Origin of the sequence: Stenotrophomonas sp. RG-453 (assembly GCF_033843685.1) — a bacterium.
GTDB classification, from domain to species: domain Bacteria; phylum Pseudomonadota; class Gammaproteobacteria; order Xanthomonadales; family Xanthomonadaceae; genus Stenotrophomonas; species Stenotrophomonas bentonitica_A.
The window spans coordinates 187,820-206,163 of sequence record NZ_JAMYED010000003.1 but is presented as its reverse complement, the minus strand read 5'-3'; the positions used below and the strand labels follow the sequence as shown (position 1 = coordinate 206,163).

Here is an 18,344-nt window from a genome sequence, read left to right as displayed (position 1 = left end):
CATGGCCGTGGACGACACCGCCCCACGAGCCCAGCGCCCTGGCCCCATCGCACTCGCCGACCTGTTCGACGCTGCGCTGAAGGACCTCGCGCCCAAGTCCAGCTCTGGCGCTCCCGCGTCCCTGCCTGCTCCAACGCCCACGCCTCCTACGTCCGGCGACGCCTTCCTGTTCAGTGGCAATCGGCACGAGAGCGTGCCGCGGCGGCTGTTCCTCGACCGCCGCCTGACACCGCTGGAGCGCAACGCCTGGCAGGTGTTCCGATTGATGCTCAACGACGATGGCGTCACGGCATTTCCCACCTATGAGCAGTTGCGCCCCTGGCTGGCGTCGATGCCCTGCGCAGGCCAGGCCTCCCATGAGACCGTGGCGCGGGCGCTGACGCTGCTGCGCCTGACGCGCTGGCTGAGCCTCGTGCGACGACGGCGCGACCCCAAGACCGGTCGCATCCTCGGCAACCTCTACGTCCTGCACGACGAACCGCTGACGCCGTTCGAGGCGATGCAACTCGACGCCGACTACCTGGCCCTGGTCAGCCAGTCGCTGGGGCATTCGGCCAAGGCCGTCCAGGTGGTGGGACTCAACACCCTCCAGGAGATCGCGGACGACCCGATGCTGTCCGGACGCACCTTGCCGTCGCGGCTGCAAGTGCTCGCCGAGCGCCTGGCCGACCAGGGCATCACCGCCTCCGAAAGTTATCCACAGGAGGATGCGGTCCACGATTCCGAAGAAGGGCCCGCGAGCCTTCTTCGGAATGGCGATCGCCCATCTTCGGAATCCGAAGCAGGGCCGAAACCCGCGCCAGACGGCGCTCTTCGGAATTCGAAGCAGGACCGTACAGTACGTAGTAGTCGTATTGATGAAGTACGTACTACCGCGCAGGCGCGTGCGCTGGGCGACCTGCAATGGCCCAAGCGCTTCGCGGAACTGAAGGCGGAACAGCAGGCCGGAGCCAAGATGGCGTTGCAGCAGGTGGACGCTGCCCTGCGGCAGGCCGTGCTGGACGAATGGGCCGCACGGTGCGGCAAGCATGGCATCCGCAACCCCGCCGGTTATCTGTTCGGCATCATCCAGCGCGCCATGCGCGGCGAGTTCAATGCCTGGGCCAAGCAGACCGGCCCGGCACCGCCAACACCATCGGCGGCGCGAGCGCCACCAACCGAGCCGCCGCGCAACGTCGTGCCGCCCGAGGTGGCCCGGCAGCACATCGAGCGCCTGCGCGATCTGCTGCGCAAATCCTGAGCACAGGGCTTGTCAAAGCCGTGAAGTAGATCTCCATGGCGGTCGGCAGAAACGGTCCCCTGGGGACGGCTGTGCGGTGAAGCGCCGGGCGACGGCGCGACATGCTGCGCAAAACCTGAGTAGAGCGCATGCAAGACCATGAAGCAGACCTCCATGGCGCTCAACGGAACGGTCCCCTGGGGACGGCTGCGCGGCGAAGGATCGTGTCGAACGGCAGCGCGACGTGCGGTGCAGCACGCATACCGTCAACAACCGAGGACGGGAACGCCGATGTGAGTGCCCATCTGCGGAGCGGTCCCCAGGGGACCGTTGCGCGCTGCGCCGCCAGCGCGCACAGAACCGGGGGTCGGCTCATTTCGGTTTGTTGACTGACTGCCTTCCGCTGCATGCGGATGCTGGCGGCTCCCTGTCCACCAGCGAGCGATCACCATGGCAACCAGCAACGAACCATTGCAACTCAACCTCGGCTCCCTGCGCAGCGCGATGTCGCTGACGCTGCACACCCACCACGCCTCGCGCATCTGGCATGGCCGCGCCGCCGCCGAGGGGCGACCCGGCATCGTCGGCCTGAACGGCTACATCGCCGTGATGAACAAGATGAAGCGCGGCTCGGAGCAGGACGACCCGTACAGCGACTGGTGGATGTTGCGCATCGAGGAAAAGCTCGACCAGACCAGGACCACGTTGCAATCGCTGCGCGAGCAGGTTGACCAGGCACTGGCCGGCGTGCCTGCGGCGTTGAGCCTGGGTGAGAACCTCAACGTGCAGCCGGTGAAGCTCCCCTTGTTCGTGAACGCGCAGCTCGGCTTTGCCGCCGTCTATCTGCTGGCCGACTACGACGACATCGCCCGCAAGCTGATCCTCGCCCACCACACCGCGCTGATCGATCGCTCGACGTTGGAGCGCTGGCTCAACGAAGGTGCCCACGCGCTGCGCAGCCTGTTCAGCCTGGCCCAGCAATACCGCTACTCGGGCTGCACCCGCGACGACTTCGCGGCCAAGAACGCCGCAGCTCGGGCAGCATTGGAGAAGTTCGGCGAACTGCCGCAGGACGTGCTCGAAGGCATGCGCCGCTCGAAGTTTGCGCCGCCCGTCGTGCGCCGTGGTCTGCAACAGCGTGGTGATAGCGCTGCCGCAGCCGCATCTCCCACCGACGAAGGCGCTGCCGCCGATTCGGCCGAGGCCAAGTCCACAGCCGCCGGCGAGGACGAACCGGCATGAGCGACCCGAACCGCGAACCGCGCTACTTCCGTCGTCTGGAACAGCCAGCCTTCATGCGGCTGGAACACGCGGCCTCTCTAAAAGGCCTTTTAAAGCCTTTTAAAGGTAAAGGGGACTTCGAGGCCTGGGCCAGCCAGTGCTTCGCCATGCGCGACGAGTTGATTGCCCTGGCGCAGCGACAGGTGCTGCCACAGGCGTGCGGGCATCCCTTCCACCTGCTTCCCGTCGAGCTGGCCCAGCAGACCACTGGCGCAGGCACGACCTTTCTTCGCTGGCGCAAGCACGATCGATCGGCCATGGGCGTGGCGTTGTGGCAGGAGCTGATGGCGAGCCCCAGCACGCCGGTCAACCTGCTGCACGACCTGCACGAGATCGAACTGCAGCGCGTCATGCTGAACATGCAGATCAGCCTGCTGCACACCCTGGGCAGGCAAGCACAGGAATGCGCCAGCAAGGCCGCGCAGGCGGACAACACCTACCTGCGCCGGCTCGCGTCCGTTCCTGCCGCAGTGCGCGATCGGTGATTGCGCCTGCCATCCGAGCACGCGCCCGAGCCCAACGAGGCACGGGTATTTCAACCACCACGGAGATTCCAACATGAGCACACAATTCATCGGCGAGGGCAACATCGGATCGCCTCCCGAGTACCGCGAATTCCCCAATGGCAACGACGATCCTCGCCGGTTGCTCCGGCTGAACGTGTACTTCGACAACCCCGTCCCCACCAAGGGCGGCGAGTTCGAGGACCGCGGCGGCTTCTGGGCGCCGGTGGAACTCTGGCACCACGACGCCGACCGCTGGCAGCAGCTCTACCAGAAGGGCATGCGGGTGCTGGTCGTCGGCCGCATGGAGCGCGACCCCTGGACGGACAACGAAGATCAGCCGCGTGAGACTTGGCAGGTCAACGCGCGCAGTGTCGGCATCCTGCCGTACCGCATCGAGTCTGTGGCCCTCAGCCCGAAGCCACAGGAGGCAGAGCCGAAGCCCCAGGCCACCCAGGAATCGACGGCGCCGAAAGAGACCAAGCGCAGGAAGTGATCGGGCATGGAGGGCGGCTGCCGCAGTGCTTCGCCGCCCTCCATGCGCTGCGAATTATCCCCAGGGGATAGCTCCACCAACGTCCACCGAGTTCCACGCGCGCTCCCGGAAATCGCGGCTCTCGGCCCGCACACTTCCGGCCACGCACCTTCCCCGCACTCGCCATTTCATCGGCGTGAAAGCGGTCGCTGCCGCATGCGGCTTGTTTGCTGCTGCCAGGGGCTGCGCTCGGCATCCTCGATCCCAGCAACTCCATGAACAACAGGAATCGGGATGGACGGATATGCGGCTGTTCTTGTGCGAGAAGCCCTCCCAGGGCAAAGACATTGGCCGGATTCTCGGCGCCACGCAGCGCGGTGAAGGCTGCCTCAACGGTTCCGGCGTCACGGTCACCTGGTGCATCGGCCATCTCGTGGAGGCGGCGCCGCCCGAGGCCTACGACGAGCAGCTCAAACGATGGTCCGTTGAGCAGTTGCCCATCATTCCCCAGCACTGGCGGGTCGAGGTCAAACCGAAGACCGCCACGCAATTCAAGGTCGTCAAGGCGCTCTTGGCGAAGGCGACTCACCTGGTTATCGCCACCGATGCCGACCGCGAGGGCGAATTGATCGCCCGCGAGATCGTGGAGCTTTGCGGCTACCGCGGCCCCATCGAACGCCTGTGGCTGTCGGCGCTCAACGATGCGTCCATTCGGGCGGCACTGGGCAAGCTGCGGCCTTCGGCCGAGACGCTTTCGATGTACCACTCGGCGCTGGCGCGCTCCCGTGCGGATTGGCTCGTGGGCATGAACCTGAGCCGGCTGTTCACGGTGCTGGGGCGACAGGCGGGTTACGACGGCGTGCTGTCGGTCGGCCGCGTACAGACCCCGACGCTCAAGCTCGTTGTGGACCGCGACCGCGAGATCGCGCGCTTCGTGTCCGTACCATACTGGGCCATCGCCGTGTCCCTGTTCGCAGGCGGTTCGACTTTCGCCGCGCAATGGGTTCCACCCGATGCGTGCACCGACGACGCAGGCCGCTGCCTGCGGCAGCCGGTCGCACAGCAGACCATGCAGCAGATCCGCGCTGCGGGCAGTGCCCACGTCGTGTCGGTGGAGACTGAGCGTGTCCGCGAAGGCCCGCCGCTGCCGTTCGACCTGGGCACCTTGCAGGAAGTGTGTTCCAAGCAGCTTGGGCTGGACGTGCAGGAAACCTTGGAGATTGCCCAAGCCCTGTACGAGACGCACAAGGCCACGACGTACCCCCGCTCGGACTCCGGCTACCTGCCCGAGAGCATGTTTGCCGAAGTGCCCACCGTTCTCGACAGCCTGCTCAAGACCGATCCCTCGCTGCGCTCGATCATGGGCCAGCTCGACCGCTCGCAGCGCTCGCGCGCCTGGAACGATGGCAAGGTCACGGCGCACCACGGCATCATCCCGACGCTCGAACCGGCGAAGCTCTCCGCCATGAGCGAGAAGGAACTGGCCGTGTACAGGCTCATCCGGTCGCATTACCTGGCGCAGTTCCTCCCTCACCACGAGTTCGACCGCACTGTGGCCAAGTTTTCGTGCGGGGGGCAGAACCTGGCGGCCACGGGCAAGCAGGTTGTCATCCCGGGTTGGCGCCAGGTGCTCGCCGAGCCGCAGGCCGAAGACGGTGATGGCGAGGGCGATACTGCGGTCCGCGCCCAGGTGCTGCCCGCGCTGCCGAAACTGTATGAGGGCCTGGCATGCCAGGTGGCCGACGTCGATCTCAAGGCACTCAAGACGCTGCCGCCCAAACCGTACACGCAAGGCGAGTTGGTCAAGTCCATGAAAGGCGTCGCCAAGCTGGTGTCCGATCCCCGCCTGAAGCAGAAGCTCAAGGATACGGTTGGCATCGGCACCGAAGCGACGCGGGCCAACATCATCGGCGGCCTGATCGCTCGCGGCTACCTCGTGAAGAAGGGGCGCGCCATCCGCGCCTCGGATGCGGCTTTCACTTTGATCGATGCCGTGCCTGCGGCGATTGCCGACCCTGGCACCACCGCCGTCTGGGAACAGGCGCTCGACATGATCGAGGCCGGACAGCTCACCCTGGACGTGTTCATCGGCAAGCAGGCCGCGTGGATTTCGCAGTTGATTGCGCAGTACGGCAGCGCCTCCCTGTCCATCAAGGTTCCCCAAGGGCCGGCATGCCCGCAGTGCGGCGCACCCACGCGCCAGCGCAGCGGCAAGAGCGGCCCGTTCTGGTCGTGCAGCCGCTACCCGGACTGCAAAGGCACGCTGCCAGTCGAATCCGGCAGCTCCAAGCGCGGCGCCTCGCGCCCGCGCCGTAGCGGCCGCAAAGGCTCCTGACCGCCCCCGTTCCCCGTGAGCCGTGCCCGCCTTCGGCGGCGTGGCCCCTGTCCCGCACTCCGCCGCATGCCCTGCGGGACGCCCAGCGCGCAACGCCTTCTTGATCCGTGTGCGCGTCCCGCCCAGCCGTCCCCGGCCGCGGGACCTGAAGGTAGCTTCTCTGCGAGCCGCACCACGCGCGTTCTGTTGATCTGCGTTTCTTCCGCCCTCTGCGAAGGGTCTCCCGGTGGCTTGCCAGGCTGCACGAGCCACCGGGAGACCCTTCGTGGTCAGCGGTAATCGGTGCCGGTGCCCGCCGGTGCAAAAACGGGCTCCCTTTGTGCGCGGATGTGCGCCAGACGATGCCGGCCCCAGCCACGACATGGGCCGGGTGTGATTGCTTGATGAGCAGACGGTTCTAGCGACGACCGGGCCTGCCAATCAGCCCACGGGTGGTTCCTCTTTTCTCCCGAGCCGAAGGCCGTTGGGCCTTCGGCGCCATTCTCCTGCCCATCAACGTCCCGGCCCGGCCATTGGCCTGGGCCACACGAACAGGAGAGACGACATGCACCCTCAACCTTGCGCACCGCTGCTGTACGGCAGACGGAGGTCGAGAACGGCATGCCCGCCTATCGCGCGGCCATCGCCAATGGTACGCTCGGCTGCAGCCGAGGCCGTAGCCCAAAGGCTGGACTACCTCTTTTGCAGAGGTAAACCTCGGGATGAACTGGGCGAAAACATGCCTTATGTGCCCGCCTTACGGCGAGCTGTTTCCGATGCTTCGCGCAGGATTTCCCGCCCCCCATTCGCTGCGATTGCGGCCACGATGACGCCCAGCACCAGATCCGGGATGTTCGACCCGAACCCCATCACCAGCACCCCGGACAGCACAATCGCACCATTGACGATGGAGTCGTTGCTGGTAAAGATCGCTGACGCCTTGAAGTTCACATCTTCCCCGCGATGGCGGCGCAGTAGTCTGAGGCACACTAGGTTCAAAGCCGCGTTCAGCGCGGCCATGGCCATCATGGCTGGGCCGACAGGCTCTTCCCCTCCAGCGAAGCGGCGTAGGACTTCCAACAGCAGCAGCGCGGCCAGGCCGATTAGCAAGAAACCCGACAAGCGGGCCGCGCCCACCTTGACCGTTGCCGCACGACCGACGGCATACAGGCTAACCGCATAGACCGACGCATCGGCGAGGTTGTCCAACCCGGCGCCCATCAGCGCCGTAGAGCCAGCCCAGATGCCAAGGGCAATGCCGGCGGCGGACTGCGTCAGGTTGATCAGCAACACAGTCAGAAGAATCTTTCGGTCCTTCGCATCGCTCGCATCTAGGCGGCCCAACTCGTCGTTTTCGTGATTTCTGTGGTTTTCAGCCATGCATTGTTCCTTCCAAATCGATGGATGCTGAAGCCTGTAGCGGCTGGAGAGTCAAGGCGCAGATGCAACGAACTTGCCACAGGGTCTTCCCGGACGCCCTTGACTCTACCGTAGCTAGAAGGTTTTCCAATCCAGTCAGAGCTTTAGGACAGAACAGATGAGCACCAATGCGCCCCCTTCATTGCGACTGTCATCCGGTATGGCTGCTATCCACTGATCCGTGGCGCCACTGCGGTTGTGCTCTTCGGCGAGCTCGCGACCGGCCGGCCGTCTTTTCCGACGGAGCTACTCACAGTGATCGTCGCGCTCGCTTGTGCCGCCTTGCTAGAGGGCGGGCGGCCTTTCCACTCCCCGTTGAGCCAGTAGCGGCGTTCCAAGCTGTGGTTGGCCGTCGGCGCATGGCTCGGCTTCTTGGTCGTGCATCTGGCCTTCCAGCACTCCAATCTGGGATACCGGGTCGGGCCGTTGGGATTGTTGATCGGGGTGGCTGAAGCCCATCGCTGGCATCACAAGCGTGAGCACGAAGACGCCCAAGTCAACTACGGCGATTTCTGGATGCCCGGGGGCCACTTGTTCAGCGCTTTCCGGTCGCAAAAGCACACGCTGGGCGCCAAAGAGTGACACTCAAGAAAGATGGACTTTCCAATGGACTACGGCCCGCAGCTTGTCTATCCCTTCCGGAGCCGGCCAGCAGCGGCAAACGCTTGCGCTGCTGGCTATACGATCTTGCCCACGTCGCATTCTTGCGCGAGTCGGGCCTTGCGGCTTCTTGCGAAGCGATCGCGAGTTGCGTGGCGTGCCCATGAGTCGGGCCGCGTCGTGGCGCACTGCTACCTTGGCCTGCACCTGCACCTGCGCAGCCACGCCGCGATGCTCGGTCTGGCCTGGAGAACCCGTAAGGTGGCGGAGATTGCGGCGCGCAGGTCGTCCGGCTCGCGCTGGCTCCTGTGGGCCACGCCCTCGGTCGCACGCCGTCTCAAAACGTCAGAATCGCGCGCTTTCGCATGATGGAGCGCGGCACGTGGCTCTCAGAACTGGACCCGATCACTTCCAGCACCGATGACACGCTCGAGCTTCAGGCGGGCTCGGCCAAGCTGTTGAGAATGCCGCACTCGCGCGAGGTTCGGGCGCTATCGCAGGAGCGTCGCAGATCCATTAACTCGCGCTCCAAGGCGCGCAATTCCTTCATCTTGGTCCGCACTTGCGCGATATGAGCGTCGACCAGCGCGTTCACCTCGCCGCAGCCCAACTCTGGCCGATCCCGTAAGTTCAGCAGTTGACGGATCTCATCCAGCGTCATGTCCTTCGCCCGGCAGCGGCGGATGAACAGCAAGCGCTGCAAATGGACTTCGTCATAGAGCCTGAAGTTGCCCTCGCTACGTGCAGGCTCGGGCAGCAAGCCTTCTGACTCGTAAAAGCGCACGGTCTGCACCAAGCAATCTGCCTTCTTGCCCAGTTCACCGATCCGCATCATGGTTGCTTCCTATAAAAAACTTGACTCTATATCTACTAGAGGTTTTCTAATGATGGCATCCGGGGAAAACCTTGTCAATGAAGAGCGATCTATGAACAAAGAACCTTCCAGCCCATGCGCCTGCTCCGGCGGCAATGGCCAACAGACGGCGTGCGCCAGTGAGCAGGCCAGCACTGAAACCACCGTTTTCCACGTGAGCAACATGGATTGCCGCAATGAGGAAGCACTGGTGCGGCGAACGCTGGAGGGCATGCCCGGTGTCGAGCGGCTCCTGTTCGATCTTCCGCAGCGTTTGTTGACCATTTCGCACCGCGAAGTCTCGGCCGATGCCTTGGAGCAAGCGCTGAATTCGGTGGGCATGAAGGCTCAGGCTGTCCGAGACGCCGCCGTGTCGACCACCTACCGCATCGAGAACATGGACTGCCCGAGCGAGGAGAAACTCATCCGCTCGCACCTCGGGGCAGTCGAGGGAATTCAGGACCTCGACTTCGACCTCGCTGAGCGCACCCTGTCGGTGAAACACCTCGCTCAGGCACGCGCGCAGATGGAGCAGGTCCTGGCCTCGATCGGCATGCGCGCCAAGGAGCAGACCTTCGGCCACACGGGGCCGATCGAAGCCGCGGCTGTGATCCCATCCTCGGCCCTGCAGCAGCAACCAACCGCTGCCGTTTCCGCGCCGCCGATCGGCGAGCGGGTGACGTACCGGATCGAGAACATGGATTGCCCGACGGAAGAAGCGCTGATCCGCGACCGGCTGGGCAAGCTGCCGGGTGTGACCGCGCTCGACTTCAATCTGATGCAGCGTGTGCTGGGAGTCCAGCACACGCTGGCGACCTCAGCGCCGATCGAGAAGGCGCTTGCTTCCATTGGAATGCAGGCTGCGCGGCAGGACATGCAGACAGCCACCACGGTACTTCGCATCGCGAAGATGGACTGTCCGACCGAGGAAAGTCTGATCCGCGGCAAGCTGCAAGGCATGCCGGGCGTGCAGGGAATGGATTTCAACCTGATGCAGCGCACGCTCACGGTTCGGCACACACCCGACGCGATCAAGCCGGCAGTCGAAGCCATCGAATCGCTGGGCATGGAAGCCGAGGTCCAGAGGACTGATGAGCCGCGCGATGCCCCGGTGGCCGCGCACAAGACCAATTGGTGGCCGATGGCGGTTTCGGGCGTTGCGGCGGTGGCCGCCGAAGGCGTGTACTGGGTCAACGACGGCAATCATTGGGCCGTGATCGTGCTGGCACTGGTTTCGATCTTCACCGGCGGCCTCAGCACCTACAAGAAGGGCTGGATCGCGCTGAAGAACCTCAACCTGAACATGAACGCCCTGATGGCCATCGCGGTCACCGGCGGCATGGCGATCGGCCACTGGCCGGAGGCCGCCATGGTCATGTTCCTGTTCGCGTTGGCGGAAGTGATCGAGGCGAAGTCGCTGGACCGCGCCCGCAACGCCATTCGGGGGCTGATGGACTTGGCGCCCGAGACCGCGACCGTGCGGCAGGCCGATGGCTCATGGACAGAGCTGCCGGCCAAGGAGGTCGCAAAGGGCGCGGTGGTCCGCGTGCGTCCTGGCGAGCGCATCGCACTGGACGGCCTGATCACCTCGGGTCGATCGGCCATCAACCAGGCGCCCATCACCGGCGAGAGCCTGCCCGTCGAGAAGGCCGAAGGTGACCAGGTCTTCGCCGGAACCATCAATGAGACCGGCTCTTTCGAATACAAGGTGACCGCAGGCGCCAGCGACTCGACGCTCGCGCGCATCATCCATGCCGTGGAGTCCGCGCAGGGCAGCCGTGCGCCCACGCAGCGCTTCGTCGACCAGTTCGCCCGCGTCTACACGCCGGCGGTGTTCGCGGTGTCCGTGCTGGTTGCCGTCGTGCCGCCGCTCGCCTTCGGCGGCGCATGGTTTGACTGGGTCTACAAGGCCCTGGTACTGCTGGTGATCGCCTGCCCCTGCGCTCTGGTCATCTCCACGCCGGTCACCATCGTCAGCGGCTTGGCCGCTGCCGCCCGACGCGGCATCCTGATCAAGGGTGGCGTCTACCTGGAGGGCGGGCGCAAGCTCAAGGCGTTGGCCCTGGACAAGACCGGCACACTCACACATGGCAAGCCCGAGCAGACCGACTTCGTGCCGCTGATCGGCGAGGCGCAGGAAGTTGCCGCCTGGGCCGCAAGCCTCGCGGCACGCTCGGACCATCCTGTGTCTCAGGCCATCGCCCGCAAGGCGAACCGTGACGGCATCGCGCTGCACGAGGTCGACGACTTCGCGGCGCTGCCTGGCCGCGGCGTGCGCGGCCGCGTCGCCGGGCGCATGTTGCACATGGGCAACCACAGGCTCGCCCAGGAGCTGGGCCTGAGCGAAGCGACGCTCCAGGCTCGGCTGGAGACCCTGGAGCGCCAAGGCAAGACAGCGATCCTGCTGATGGACGATGCGACCGTGCTCGGCATTTTTGCAGTGGCCGACACCGTGAAGGAAACCAGCCGTGAGGCGGTGGCCGACCTGCAGGCGCTGGGTGTGCGCACGCTGATGCTGACGGGGGACAACCAGCACACGGCCGCGGCCATCGCTGCCCAGGTCGGAATCTCTGAAGCCCGTGGTGACCAACTGCCCGAAGACAAGCTCAAGACCATCGAAAGCCTGGTCGGCGGCGAGGGCCAGGTGGGCATGGTGGGCGACGGCATCAACGATTCGCCCGCGCTCGCCCGTGCCGACATCGGCTTCGCCATGGGCGCGGCCGGCACCGACACCGCGATCGAAACAGCCGACGTCGCCCTGATGGACGACGACCTGCGCAAGATCCCCGCCTTCATCCGGCTGTCGCGTAGCACTGCGGCGATCCTCACGCAGAACATCGTTCTGGCCCTTGGCATCAAGGCGGTGTTCCTTGCGTTGACGTTCACAGGGCATGCCACCATGTGGATGGCTGTGTTCGCTGACATGGGGGCAAGTCTTTTGGTTGTCGTCAATGGGCTGCGCCTCCTGAAGTTCAAGGCGGCATGAACAATGGATGAACCATCTCTTCGCAAGACGCAGTGGTACTCACTCGCGATCGTTATATTCGCCGGCGATCAGGCAGCTAAGAGCTACATTGACGCGACAACTCCCTTGGGTTGGTCGCACGAGGTGGCGTCATTCTTCAACCTAGTTCACGCTCTCAATCCCGGCGCGGCGTTCAGCTTCCTTGCTGGCGCGGGCGGCTGGCAGCGGTGGTTTTTTCTGGCGATCGCGTTCGCAATATCGGCATGGCTCGCATGGCTGCTCTCCCGGCCGCTGCGCAAAACGGAAGGCCTTTCGTACAGCCTCATTCTGGGCGGCGCATTGGGCAACGCGTTCGACCGCGCCACGCGCGGGCACGTTATCGACTACATCGACTTTCACCTGCACGGCTGGCACTGGCCCGCCTTCAACATCGCTGACATGGCCATCGTGGGCGGGGCGATCGCGCTGGTGGCCCAGTCGTTCATGAGCGTGGAGAACCCGGCCGCCACAAAGGAGTCCCAGTGACATTGGGACGATCCGGAAATTCGCAATGCACACGGTGCAGGACACCAATCTGAAGAGAACGGCCCCCAGCATGAGCGGCCGCGGCTTGGCCCTCATGCTAGCGCCCACCGCCGCTTTTGCTGCAACGCCCTGTTGCGATGGCGGCGATTGCTGCAACGACGTCGCAATGCCTTGCTGTGAATAAACAGCACGCAAGCCAGTTGACCTGGCAATTATGAAAGTCCATCACGGCGATGCTGGCCTTTTTCGTTCCAATGAGCCGTCACGGAGAGGTGATGATGAAGCTATGCCGGGATCCTGCAAGCTTTAGGACGGTCTTCTTTACCGCATAGCGATATGCTGATGTCACCCGTTCGCCTCGCCTGGCAAGTACAAGTAGTTCGTCGCGGTTTTCTGGCCGTGTCCGCCCGCTTCGCTGGCCCTTTTGCCCCAAACAAGCGCAATCATGCCTGCGTTACCACCAAAGTTCGCCCCCGCCAGTTGCTGTTCCTAAAGGGCATCAAGCTCAACGCCATCGCCGACCGGCCAGCGTATTTCGCATCGCTGCGTGCCCGTCGGGGCCAGCCCATCGTCATCCTCGCAGAGCTGGGACCGGACGAGGCATTCGCCCTGTGGAAGCAGCATGTACTGGGCGACAGGCCTCGCTGACCCAGTTTCGCCTCATCCTCCTGACAGCCCCGCACTTATTGCGGGGCTTTCTTTTTTCCGCGTTCGCCAATCGGGGCTGTTGCAAATGCCGATTTCCGGCTGACGCGGCTCGCCTCGCGCATGAAGCTGCCCGCATGTGTCGCTGATTCGTCAGCACCATGCCAGCAGCCAGAGTTTCCAGGCTGCCGCGGATTCTTTCCGCGCTACCCGCCAGTCCGCCATCGCATCGAGTCTGCGGACGCGCGTCACCCGTGACGCCGATGCTTTTTTCTCAACCGCGTGCGGGAGCTGCCATCCCGTGAGGGACGAGGCCCCGCTTTTTCCAAGGAGCCCGTCCATGTCCCAGCAAGCCTCTTTCGGCCAGTTGGCCTTGATCCATTGCGGCAAGTTCCTGCCGCTCGAAATCCTGCATAGCGCCGCCGGCCACTACATCGGCACGCGCGATACAGAAGGTCCCGTTTCGCGGGAATCCTGCCAGTACTTCCGCAGCTATGCCGCGGCTCAACGTGCCCTCGAAAGAGGCGGCTGGTCCCAGCTCGCCACACCCTGATCCAACTGGAGGAACCACGTCATGAACCAGCTTTTGCCCCAGGAAGTCGTCGATCAGATCATGCGGGAAGAGCAGCATTTCGCCGCCGCGCCCCAAGCCTTCTTCGAGGTCTGGAAGCGCGGCGTCGAGATCGCAGGCCCGCAATGGTTTGGCGACGGCACGCGCGAAGGCCTGAACCAGGCAAAGAGCAAGTGGGATCTGCGTCCCGACATGCTGCGTGCCAACGACGCACTCGGCGTCCTGAGCAGCGGGGAACGCATGTTCCTGTCCGCCATGTTCAGCTTCTACAACGCGCGCGAGGGCGGTGCCATGCTCAAGCGCTGCCACTTCCAAGGACTGTCGGACTTCGATGGTCTCGATCTGCAACGTCGCCAGGTGATCGCCGACCTGCTGCTGAACTACAGCGGTTGGTGAGCCGGTCCCTGGCACACCTTCATCACTGCGTTCACGGGACCCCATGAGGGACATGCGCCTCGTTCGAGGCCATGTCCCTCGCGTTTTCTCCCCGCCCAGCGCCATCCGGCATCAGGCGGTTTCCCCTGCGGATGCCATCGTCCGCAAGGGCTGGCTCCGTTCATTCATCGAAAGGAGCCTTCATGGCCAACAACTACTACGAAGCCACCGGCGTTCTCGTGCTCGACCGTGTGACGCCCGTCATCCAGGCGCTGTTCGGCGCCTTCGCGCTGGACGAGAGCCACCCCGGCAACGGGCAGGCCTACATCGCCCAGATCGCCGAGACCACCAATCCGCAATGGCCGGACGTGCTCGATGGCCTGGAAGACCTGGCCACGCAACTCGGTATTCCGATGCCGGACGACGAAGGGCTGTCGATCCCGCCGCTGCTCGAACTGCTCGCCGTGCACTTCCGTGCCGATGAGGACGAAGAGCTGGGGAACTTGATCGACCGTCATTCGTTCGAGGACACCGCCGATCTCGACGCATTGTTTCTGATCGCCACCCGGTTCGATGACGGGCACCACCTGACCGCCATCCAGTTCGAGGGCTGCTGGTACTGCAGCAAGCCGCGGCTGTTCGAGTTCGGCGGCAACGGCTGCTACCTGAGCCGCGAGGTCCGCTTCATCAGCTCCTCCTCCCAGGCCCTCCAGCTCGGCGACCAATTGCGCAAGACCATTGTGGCCGCCGACATCGAAGAGGCTTCGGCCCTGATCGCGCTGGAGACCATCAATCTGCTGGCGGGCGTCAGCGACGAGCCATTCCGCATGAATTTGCGCCGGCGCGTCGCCGAGCGATTGGCCCAAACGCCAACGATCAGCGTCACCTGACGCTGTTTCCTTTCTTTCCACCCACCGGGGTCAATTCCCGGTGGCGGGGATTTGCTCCATCATTATTCTGTTGGAGAAATCCCATGTCCCAGAATCCCAATCCCTTTCTACGCGGCTACTGGAATCTGAAAATCGTCCGCACGCTGTCCATCAGCTACGAGGACGGAAGCCCGCATGTTTGGCGAAACATCCACCCGAGCCAGCAGCACCTCTGCGACGCGGCGCTGGTTTCTTCTCCTTGCATCATCACCAGCGACTTCGCGGTGGTCAGGACTGGCACCGAACCTGTCGGCGCCGCACTGATCGCCGAATGCGACGCGGCTGAAGGGGGCAGCGGCGAAGGCATGGTGGGTGCCGTGGTGTACGCGATCCACGGCGACGACTTCGACGGCCGCCCCGTCCACATTGGCGACACCTATTCGGCCGAGGCCGCACGGGAAGTCGTGCAGCGGTTGAGCTTCGAGACCGGCTACTACAGCCGGTGCTGGGAAATCAGCAGCGCGCACATCAGCCGCGAAACCGGCCAGTACCTGGCCAACCTGGCTGACCTCGCGACGCCGGAGGCCTTTTTGTTCATCGCGTTCCGGATTCCCTACAGCCCGGCGATCGGCGTCAAGCTGATCTCCACGCCCTGGACGGACCAGCACCTGCAGGACGTCGAGGGGATCGCCGCCGAGCAGCTTCGGCAGGAGCACCGCAGCAAGGGCATGCCGGACGAGCTGGCACAGATCCTTGGACTGGCCGGCCAGGCCGACGTGCGCATCCTCATCCTCGATGCCGACGCACCCGTGTTGCCGGGCCTATCGCTGGCCGGCGAATAGCTGCCACACACATCCCCGGCCTTCCTTGTCCTCACCGCATGCCGGCCCGGTCTCCCGCCAGAGAGCCGGGCCGGCGCACTTTCACAGGAGCGATCCCATGTTCCCCGACCTCATCACACCCGCATCCGACTTCGAGCACCAACTCGGAGCCTGCGTCAACGCCATGAGCCAGGAAGATGCCATCGGCCAGATCCTGGTATTCGAGCGCATGAGCGGCACGCTGCACATGCGCCATATCGCCAGCGCCGACCTGGTGGACACCGACGTGGACGACTACGAAATGGTCGTCTTCGACGGTGGCAACACAAGCGGCGACACGTGGAAACACGTGTTCTTTCCGCGTCAGCGCGAGCACTACTTCGTGTACCAAGCCTGATTCCTCCAGCCCCTTTCGAGGGGCTTTTTCTTGCCCGCAGCACAGGAAAACGGTTGTGGTGCGGTGCCGTTTCCTGCGGGCAGGCAGACCGCCCCAGGGCCATGCTTGCCCCATGTTCGTCGGCGTTGCCGGCACATGCCCAGGCAGTCGAGACCTTCGAGGCTGCAAGCGCGGGAAACCGTGCTGGTCGTTTCTTCCTACGGACCTACCGCGTCCATCCACGCCACCCACAAGGGACCTCTCCCTTGCGGGCGGGGAATCCCTTGTTTTTCCTCAAGGAGTTTCCCCATGGATCGTTCCCTCATCAAATCCATGATGCCTTCGCTGGTCGCAGGCCATGTGCCCCGCAACGTGCGGTCGTTCAAGTACCGCGTGTTCGATGATCAGCCGCTGTCCTCAACGCTGGGCTTCGCCATCGACCCCCAACCCTTCGACGGCAAGGTGGTCGCCGCGACCGACGATGCCATCGTCGTCAAGCTCAAGCCTTCCGAGTTCGCGGTGCTCGATCCCAGCCTGGTGACCACGGTTCCTGCCGAAGGCGCCAAGGTGCATGTCCAACCCTATGCCCGTCGTCGCTTCGACGGACTGCGCGCGGACACGCCGGAGGTCATCACCGAGGAGACTTCGGACGGCACGCCGTACACCATCACGAGGCACATCCTCGGCTCGGCGCCGGCCAAGCTGCCCATTCCCACGCCGCAGTGCATGGAGTTGGGCCAGCTCATCGAGCAGTTGGAGGAGATGCCGGCCCCCGATCGCTTCCGGCGCATCACCCACATGCTGGTGGATGCCGGTGCCCGCGACTTCACCTGGGTCGATCCCACGCCCTCCAAGATCATCGAGACCCCGCCGGCGATCAGCTTCACGGTCTCGACCGCGAAGTTCGAGGGCCGGGTGACGATCCTCTACGACCGCGGCGGAGACACCTACGTGGTGGAACTGCACCGTCAGAACGGTGAATCGGTCGAACTGGTCGATCGGCACGACGAGGTGTATTTCGACATGCTCGGCGAAGTGCTGGAGAGGCTCATCGACGACGGGCGCTGGCGCCAGATCGACGTGAGCATCCTCGACGCGAAAGCGGCCCGCAAGCGCCAGGCCGTCCCGGCATGACGCCCCGCAGCGAAACCGGGCGGTCCTGCGGCTGACCCGAGGCATCCGCCACGGCGTTCCAGCCGTTCCGGCCGCGTGCACTACAGGCCCTTCATCCCATCGGATGGAGGCCTTTCTCATTCTTCCACACAGGAGATTTCATCCATGTCACTGCGATTCAAAGGCGCTGACCTGCGCCCCGTGCTGACCGAAGCCATCGCCAATCAGGGGTCGTCTCAGAAAACGGAAAAAAATCGTACGCTAAGAGCCGAAGTGGGCCCTTTAGCAGCAATGCAAAGCTGCGATCAACGGGCAGGAAACATTGCCATGGTGCGCGTTGCACTCTCTCACTAGCGTCGACAGGGCCTCTTCCATCCGCGTGAGGTCCGCCATGCGTGCGCGCACATCGGCCAGCCGGTGAGCAGCCAGTTCGGCCGCCTCGCTGCAATGGGTGCCGTCCTCCAGTTTCAGGAGCTGGCCGACTTCATCCAGGCTGAATCCCAGGCGCTGGGCTGACTTCACGAACTTCACCCGCGCCACGTCCGCCTGCCCGTAGCGGCGGATGCGACCGTAGGGCCGCTCCGGCTGGGGTAGCAAGCCCTTGAGCTGATAGAAGCGGATCGTCTCCACGTTGACCCGGGCTGCCTTGGCGAAGGCCCCGATGGTCAGATTCTCTTGAGCGTTCTCCATGGCGCTTGACTCCGTAGTTGACTACGGAAGTAACGTTACAGCATCAAGCGAAGTCCCGGAAGGAGAACCTTATGTCGGAACCCAAGAACGGCTGCGGCGCACTGGCGACCGGCGGCGTCGCGGCCGTCCTCGCCTCGGCCTGCTGCCTCGGCCCCCTTGTCCTGGTCGCGCTCGGCTTCTCTGGCGCGTGGATCGGCAACCTGACCGTGCTGGAGCCGTATCGGCCGATCTTCATCGGCGCAGCGCTCATCGCGCTGTTCTTCGCCTGGCGCAGCATCTTCCGACCAGCCCATGCCTGCAAGCCCGGCGACGTTTGCGCCGTGCCCCAAGTGCGGACTGCCTACAAGGTGATCTTCTGGATCGTGGCCGCCCTGGTTCTGGTTGCCCTCGCGTTTCCCTACGTCCTGCCGCTGTTCTACTGAAAGGAGATCACCATGAAGAAACTCACCACCCTCACCACCCTCATCGCCCTGGCCGCCGCTCTAAGCGCGCCCGCCTGGGCTGCCACCAAGACCGTCACCCTGTCGGTGCCCGGCATGACCTGCGCCGCGTGCCCGATCACGGTCAAGACGGCTCTGTCCAAGGTCGCCGGCGTCGAGAAGGCCGAAGTCAGCTTCGAGAAGCGGGAGGCCGTCGTCACCTTCGACGAGGCCAAGACCAATGCCGACGCCTTGACCAAGGCCACCGCAAACGCGGGTTACCCGTCCAGCGTCAAGCAGTGAGGGCGTAA

General features: G+C 64.4%; 19 protein-coding genes and 1 pseudogene. 17 read left to right on the top strand and 3 right to left on the bottom strand.

The features are described from left to right. The first annotated feature begins 1 nt into the window (after position 1). From NJD74_RS06515 to NJD74_RS06495, 5 genes are all read left to right on the top strand, one after another. Positions 2-1,240, top strand: a complete 1,239-nt coding sequence (locus NJD74_RS06515; protein ID WP_003116837.1) for an STY4528 family pathogenicity island replication protein — start codon at positions 2-4, stop codon at positions 1,238-1,240. Positions 1,241-1,669: 429 nt separating this feature from the next. Then, on the top strand, positions 1,670-2,461 hold the full coding sequence (locus tag NJD74_RS06510) for a PFL_4669 family integrating conjugative element protein (RefSeq protein WP_003116836.1): 792 nt from the start codon (positions 1,670-1,672) through the stop codon (positions 2,459-2,461). Next, positions 2,458-2,985, top strand: a complete 528-nt coding sequence (locus tag NJD74_RS06505; protein WP_003098978.1) for a DUF3158 family protein — start codon at positions 2,458-2,460, stop codon at positions 2,983-2,985. The genes NJD74_RS06510 and NJD74_RS06505 overlap by 4 nt, the downstream gene beginning before the upstream one ends. Before the next feature lie 73 nt (positions 2,986-3,058). Further along, the gene (locus tag NJD74_RS06500) at positions 3,059-3,499 is read left to right on the top strand and encodes a single-stranded DNA-binding protein (protein ID WP_003098976.1); all 441 of its coding nucleotides are present in this window, start codon (positions 3,059-3,061) and stop codon (positions 3,497-3,499) included. A gap of 283 nt (positions 3,500-3,782) precedes the next feature. Further along, positions 3,783-5,813, top strand: coding sequence for a DNA topoisomerase III (locus tag NJD74_RS06495; protein WP_003116834.1), 2,031 nt, complete (start codon positions 3,783-3,785; stop codon positions 5,811-5,813). 723 nt (positions 5,814-6,536) lie between these two features. Here the strand turns inward: NJD74_RS06495 and NJD74_RS06490 are convergent. Further along, positions 6,537-7,172 carry a cation transporter gene (locus tag NJD74_RS06490; protein WP_003098972.1) on the bottom strand — a complete coding sequence of 212 codons (636 nt, stop codon included), beginning with the start codon at positions 7,170-7,172 and terminating at the stop codon, positions 6,537-6,539. A gap of 417 nt (positions 7,173-7,589) precedes the next feature. Here NJD74_RS06490 and NJD74_RS06485 point away from each other — a divergent pair, with 417 nt between their 5' ends. Then, positions 7,590-7,793 carry a hypothetical protein gene (locus tag NJD74_RS06485; RefSeq protein ID WP_023657334.1) on the top strand — a complete coding sequence of 68 codons (204 nt, stop codon included), beginning with the start codon at positions 7,590-7,592 and terminating at the stop codon, positions 7,791-7,793. Between the two features lie 454 nt (positions 7,794-8,247). On the opposite strand, the gene cadR is transcribed toward NJD74_RS06485, so the two are convergent. After that, positions 8,248-8,646: a Cd(II)/Pb(II)-responsive transcriptional regulator gene (gene cadR, locus NJD74_RS06480; protein WP_003098965.1), complete on the bottom strand. Its 399-nt coding sequence runs from the start codon at positions 8,644-8,646 to the stop codon at positions 8,248-8,250. Between the two features lie 91 nt (positions 8,647-8,737). Between cadR and NJD74_RS06475 the strand changes: the two genes are divergently transcribed. From NJD74_RS06475 to NJD74_RS06435, 9 genes and pseudogenes are all read left to right on the top strand, one after another. Continuing rightward, positions 8,738-11,650 (top strand): heavy metal translocating P-type ATPase, encoded by a 2,913-nt coding sequence (locus NJD74_RS06475; RefSeq protein ID WP_003098961.1) that lies wholly within the window; start codon positions 8,738-8,740, stop codon positions 11,648-11,650. A gap of 3 nt (positions 11,651-11,653) precedes the next feature. Further along, complete coding sequence (gene lspA, locus NJD74_RS06470; RefSeq protein ID WP_003098955.1) at positions 11,654-12,154, top strand: signal peptidase II; 501 nt, start codon at positions 11,654-11,656, stop codon at positions 12,152-12,154. A gap of 465 nt (positions 12,155-12,619) precedes the next feature. Further along, positions 12,620-12,802: pseudogene (locus tag NJD74_RS19675) on the top strand (hypothetical protein); the annotation flags it as partial. Positions 12,803-13,139: 337 nt separating this feature from the next. Continuing rightward, positions 13,140-13,352 carry a hypothetical protein gene (locus NJD74_RS06460; protein ID WP_003116833.1) on the top strand — a complete coding sequence of 71 codons (213 nt, stop codon included), beginning with the start codon at positions 13,140-13,142 and terminating at the stop codon, positions 13,350-13,352. 21 nt (positions 13,353-13,373) lie between these two features. Next, positions 13,374-13,766 (top strand): hypothetical protein, encoded by a 393-nt coding sequence (locus tag NJD74_RS06455; protein ID WP_003116832.1) that lies wholly within the window; start codon positions 13,374-13,376, stop codon positions 13,764-13,766. A gap of 182 nt (positions 13,767-13,948) precedes the next feature. Then, the gene (locus NJD74_RS06450; protein WP_003116830.1) at positions 13,949-14,635 is read left to right on the top strand and encodes a hypothetical protein; all 687 of its coding nucleotides are present in this window, start codon (positions 13,949-13,951) and stop codon (positions 14,633-14,635) included. Between the two features lie 83 nt (positions 14,636-14,718). Next, positions 14,719-15,456: a hypothetical protein gene (locus tag NJD74_RS06445; RefSeq protein ID WP_033962840.1), complete on the top strand. Its 738-nt coding sequence runs from the start codon at positions 14,719-14,721 to the stop codon at positions 15,454-15,456. 97 nt (positions 15,457-15,553) lie between these two features. Beyond that, positions 15,554-15,832 (top strand): hypothetical protein, encoded by a 279-nt coding sequence (locus NJD74_RS06440; protein ID WP_003116828.1) that lies wholly within the window; start codon positions 15,554-15,556, stop codon positions 15,830-15,832. A gap of 288 nt (positions 15,833-16,120) precedes the next feature. Beyond that, positions 16,121-16,945, top strand: a complete 825-nt coding sequence (locus NJD74_RS06435; RefSeq protein ID WP_003098941.1) for a hypothetical protein — start codon at positions 16,121-16,123, stop codon at positions 16,943-16,945. A gap of 261 nt (positions 16,946-17,206) precedes the next feature. On the opposite strand, the gene merR is transcribed toward NJD74_RS06435, so the two are convergent. Further along, complete coding sequence (merR, locus tag NJD74_RS06430; RefSeq protein WP_003098939.1) at positions 17,207-17,614, bottom strand: Hg(II)-responsive transcriptional regulator; 408 nt, start codon at positions 17,612-17,614, stop codon at positions 17,207-17,209. Between the two features lie 71 nt (positions 17,615-17,685). Here merR and merT point away from each other — a divergent pair, with 71 nt between their 5' ends. Next, complete coding sequence (merT, locus tag NJD74_RS06425) at positions 17,686-18,036, top strand: mercuric ion transporter MerT (RefSeq protein WP_003116827.1); 351 nt, start codon at positions 17,686-17,688, stop codon at positions 18,034-18,036. Positions 18,037-18,048: 12 nt separating this feature from the next. Next, positions 18,049-18,336 (top strand): mercury resistance system periplasmic binding protein MerP, encoded by a 288-nt coding sequence (merP, locus tag NJD74_RS06420; RefSeq protein ID WP_003116826.1) that lies wholly within the window; start codon positions 18,049-18,051, stop codon positions 18,334-18,336. Positions 18,337-18,344 lie beyond the last annotated feature (8 nt).

What these genes read in the sequence shown, in the direction of transcription:
- NJD74_RS06440 (WP_003116828.1), top strand. Translation starts at nt 15,554, where the DNA reads ATGTTCCCCGACCTCATCACACCCGCATCCGACTTCGAGCACCAACTC.
- NJD74_RS06435 (WP_003098941.1), top strand. Translation starts at nt 16,121, where the DNA reads ATGGATCGTTCCCTCATCAAATCCATGATGCCTTCGCTGGTCGCAGGC.
- merP (WP_003116826.1), top strand. Translation starts at nt 18,049, where the DNA reads ATGAAGAAACTCACCACCCTCACCACCCTCATCGCCCTGGCCGCCGCT.
- lspA (WP_003098955.1), top strand. Translation starts at nt 11,654, where the DNA reads ATGGATGAACCATCTCTTCGCAAGACGCAGTGGTACTCACTCGCGATC.
- NJD74_RS06505 (WP_003098978.1), top strand. Translation starts at nt 2,458, where the DNA reads ATGAGCGACCCGAACCGCGAACCGCGCTACTTCCGTCGTCTGGAACAG.
- NJD74_RS06445 (WP_033962840.1), top strand. Translation starts at nt 14,719, where the DNA reads ATGTCCCAGAATCCCAATCCCTTTCTACGCGGCTACTGGAATCTGAAA.
- merR (WP_003098939.1), bottom strand. Translation starts at nt 17,614, where the DNA reads ATGGAGAACGCTCAAGAGAATCTGACCATCGGGGCCTTCGCCAAGGCA.
- NJD74_RS06510 (WP_003116836.1), top strand. Translation starts at nt 1,670, where the DNA reads ATGGCAACCAGCAACGAACCATTGCAACTCAACCTCGGCTCCCTGCGC.
- NJD74_RS06450 (WP_003116830.1), top strand. Translation starts at nt 13,949, where the DNA reads ATGGCCAACAACTACTACGAAGCCACCGGCGTTCTCGTGCTCGACCGT.
- NJD74_RS06490 (WP_003098972.1), bottom strand. Translation starts at nt 7,172, where the DNA reads ATGGCTGAAAACCACAGAAATCACGAAAACGACGAGTTGGGCCGCCTA.
- NJD74_RS06495 (WP_003116834.1), top strand. Translation starts at nt 3,783, where the DNA reads ATGCGGCTGTTCTTGTGCGAGAAGCCCTCCCAGGGCAAAGACATTGGC.
- NJD74_RS06500 (WP_003098976.1), top strand. Translation starts at nt 3,059, where the DNA reads ATGAGCACACAATTCATCGGCGAGGGCAACATCGGATCGCCTCCCGAG.
- NJD74_RS06515 (WP_003116837.1), top strand. Translation starts at nt 2, where the DNA reads ATGGCCGTGGACGACACCGCCCCACGAGCCCAGCGCCCTGGCCCCATC.
- NJD74_RS06475 (WP_003098961.1), top strand. Translation starts at nt 8,738, where the DNA reads ATGAACAAAGAACCTTCCAGCCCATGCGCCTGCTCCGGCGGCAATGGC.
- cadR (WP_003098965.1), bottom strand. Translation starts at nt 8,646, where the DNA reads ATGATGCGGATCGGTGAACTGGGCAAGAAGGCAGATTGCTTGGTGCAG.
- merT (WP_003116827.1), top strand. Translation starts at nt 17,686, where the DNA reads ATGTCGGAACCCAAGAACGGCTGCGGCGCACTGGCGACCGGCGGCGTC.
- NJD74_RS06455 (WP_003116832.1), top strand. Translation starts at nt 13,374, where the DNA reads ATGAACCAGCTTTTGCCCCAGGAAGTCGTCGATCAGATCATGCGGGAA.
- NJD74_RS06460 (WP_003116833.1), top strand. Translation starts at nt 13,140, where the DNA reads ATGTCCCAGCAAGCCTCTTTCGGCCAGTTGGCCTTGATCCATTGCGGC.